Genomic DNA, 2,881 nt, shown 5'->3' with positions numbered 1-2,881 from the left:
CCGACAGCCCGGTGATGAAGGAGCGCTCATGCCCTGGTGCCAGTCGGGGGTGTGCACGGCGATCGCGCCGTCGGGCATGGGCGCATCCGCCGCGCCCAGCACCACGACGACTCGATCGCAGCCGCCGTTGCGCAACGCCTGCACCGCCGTCTTCAGCCACAGCCCGTCGTGGGCGAGCACTTTGGGCGATCCGTATCGCGTTCCGGCACCGGCAGCCAGTACCACTCCGACGGCGAGGTCCGACACGATCGCTCCTTTCACTCTCGGTTGGAGTCTTGGATGTTCGCACAACATCCATCTCGAGTACGTCGACAAGTTTGTGCGCGCTCGACTAGCGAGGATAGGCGCGATGACTGATTCTTAGTGCACTTCTCCTGCAGCGTCGCAGGAATCCTGCCCTGTTGCTTCCGCGAGGTGCCCAGCCATGTCCGTCAAGCCCACCACACGCAAACGCGTCCATCCTGTCGACGAAGTTCTCCCCGTTCCGAAACTTGCCGCCTACGGGTTCCAACATGTCGTCGCGTTCTACGCAGGCGCTGTCCTGGTGCCGATCATCATCGGCAGCGCGATCGGACTGACCAACGAACAGTTGATTCACCTGATCAATGCGGATCTGTTCACCTGCGGCATCGCATCGATCATTCAATCGGTCGGATTCTGGAAGGTCGGTGTCCGCCTGCCGCTCCTGCAGGGTGTGACGTTCGCCGGTGTCTCTCCGGTGATCGCGATCGCGATGGCGAACGGCGGCGGCACCGAGGGGTTGCTGTACGTCTACGGTGCCGTCATCGTCGCCGGTCTCGTCACGTTCTTCATGGCTCCGTACTTCAGTAGGCTGCTGCGCTTCTTCCCTCCGGTGGTGACCGGCACCGTCATCACGATCATCGGTGTGGCGCTGCTCCCGGTGGCCGTCAACGATGCGGTGACCAATCCTGCTACTCACGAACAGGATCCGACCAACGGACGGTGGATGGCCTACGCGATCGGCACGCTGCTGATCATCGTGCTGATCCAACGATTCTTCAAGGGCTTCATGGCCACCATCGCCGTGCTTCTGGGCCTGGTGATCGGCAGCGCCGTCGCGTTCGCTCTGGGAGACATGAACTTCGACGGCACCTCGGAGGCGTCGTGGGTCGGTTTCACGCAGCCATTCCTGTTCGGTGTGCCCAAATTCAGTGTCGTCGCGATCATTTCGATGATCGTCGTCATGCTCATCATCGCGGTCGAAACCACCGGCAGTGTGTATGCGACAGGTGAGATCGTCGGCAAGCGCATCAAGAAGGACGACATCGCAGCGACTCTGCGCGCGGACGGAGTGGCCACCGTCATCGGCGGTACGTTCAACTCGTTCCCGTACACGGCCTTCTCCGAGAACGTCGGCCTGGTGCGCCTGACCGGTGTGCGCAGTCGCTGGGTGGTTGCCACGGCAGGCGGCATCATGATTCTGCTCGGCCTGCTACCCAAGACGGCAGCCGTCGTCGCATCGATCCCACCCCCGGTGCTCGGCGGAGCCGCGCTCGCCCTCTTCGCCACCGTCGCCGTGGTCGGAATCCAGACTCTGTCGAAGGTGGATTTCACCGATCACCGCAACCTGATCATCGTCGCCACGAGCCTCGGGCTCGCGATGCTCGTGACCATTCAACCGACGGTCTCCGAGGGTGTGCCCGCGTGGCTGGAGATGTTGTTCGGCAGTGGCATCGTTCTCGGCGCGGTCTCGGCAATCGTGCTCAACGTCTTGTTCTTCCACATCGGTGGTCGCGGGCAGGCCGTCGCCGGTGGTCCGGGCAAGGGCATCACCCTCGACAAGGTCAACGAGATGTCCGCCGAGGACTTCGCTGCCACGTTCGGCGGCTTGGTGCAGGGCACTCCGTGGGTGGTCGAACGCGCCTACCAACAGCGGCCTTTCGCCGATGCGCACGGTCTGCGCGAGGCCTTCCAGGAGGCACTGTTGGCCGGCACCACCGAGGAACAGATCGAGCTGATCAACAGCTACCCCGATCTCGGCAGCGAGGACGCCACCGGCACCCTCAACGCAGCGGATCACGTCGGTTTGTCCAACCTGGAAGAGGACGAGCACGACAACATCGTCCAACTCGCCACCGAATACCGCGAACACTTCGGCTTCCCGTTGGTGATCTGCGCAAGGGAGACGGAGCGCTACGATCGAGTCCTCGCGAACGGGTGGTCGCGCGTCGAGAACGCACCGTCGGCGGAGCGGTCGTTCGCGATGATCGAGATCGCCAAGATCGCGAACTACCGGTTCGACGATCTCGTGGCCGATGCCAACCCGATCGCGGCCGCGCGGTTCGGTCGCATCAACGACTTCAGATAGCGAGCGAGATGTGCTGCACGAATGGATAGGGCTCGACGGGTTCAATCGGCTCAGTGATCGGCAGGCGATGCATGCCCTCTACGAGTGCTGCGCATCGTCGATCTGGGCCCGTCGAGTCGCCCAGGGTCGCCCCTTCGACAGTCGAGACATGCTGTTGGACAGAGCCGATCGAGTGCTCGCCGAGCTGCCCGAGGCGGAGATCGATCATGCGCTCGACGGTCATCCCCGGATCGGCGGCAAGGCCGACAACCCGTCGTCGAAACGCGAGCAGTCCGCGGTGGCGACCGCGGGCACCGAGGTGCTCGAGAAGCTGGCGGCGGGAAATCGCACCTACGAGGAGAAGTTCGGGCACGTCTACCTGGTGTGCGCCACCGGCAGATCCGCGGAGGAACTGCTCGCTATCCTCGAGGAGAGGCTCGACAACGATGCCGAAACCGAAAGACGGGTGCTCCGCGTGGAACTGGCCAAGATCAACCGAATTCGCCTCGGCCGCATGCTGGGTCCCGAGCAGTGACGGGATTGTCGACGCACGTCCTCGACGCCACCTCGGGG

3 protein-coding genes are annotated in these 2,881 nt (G+C 63.6%); 2 read left to right on the top strand and 1 reads right to left on the bottom strand.

Features of this window, described 5'->3' with window-relative positions:
• Positions 1 to 246 (bottom strand): NTP transferase domain-containing protein (locus RHBS_RS26305; RefSeq protein ID WP_374700666.1); only part of this gene is annotated, 246 nt, incomplete at its 3' end.
• Between the two features lie 178 nt (positions 247 to 424).
• Here RHBS_RS26305 and uraD (RHBS_RS26300) point away from each other — a divergent pair.
• Together uraD (RHBS_RS26300) and uraD (RHBS_RS26295) are read left to right on the top strand one after the other, a co-directional pair.
• The gene (gene uraD / locus RHBS_RS26300) at positions 425 to 2,329 is read left to right on the top strand and encodes a 2-oxo-4-hydroxy-4-carboxy-5-ureidoimidazoline decarboxylase (protein WP_121870325.1); all 1,905 of its coding nucleotides are present in this window, start codon (positions 425 to 427) and stop codon (positions 2,327 to 2,329) included.
• 10 nt (positions 2,330 to 2,339) lie between these two features.
• Positions 2,340 to 2,843, top strand: a complete 504-nt coding sequence (gene uraD / locus RHBS_RS26295) for a 2-oxo-4-hydroxy-4-carboxy-5-ureidoimidazoline decarboxylase (RefSeq protein ID WP_121870326.1) — start codon at positions 2,340 to 2,342, stop codon at positions 2,841 to 2,843.
• The last annotated feature ends 38 nt before the right edge of the window (positions 2,844 to 2,881 follow it).

The sequence above is a fragment of the Rhodococcus sp. BS-15 genome (assembly GCF_000813105.1).
Taxonomy (GTDB): domain Bacteria; phylum Actinomycetota; class Actinomycetes; order Mycobacteriales; family Mycobacteriaceae; genus Rhodococcoides.
The sequence above is the reverse complement of the archived record's forward strand: the minus strand, read 5'-3'. Positions and strand labels throughout refer to the sequence as shown.

Bases quoted from the DNA above. Each gene is read 5' to 3' on its own strand.
- uraD (WP_121870325.1), top strand. From the start codon at position 425: ATGTCCGTCAAGCCCACCACACGCAAACGCGTCCATCCTGTCGACGAA.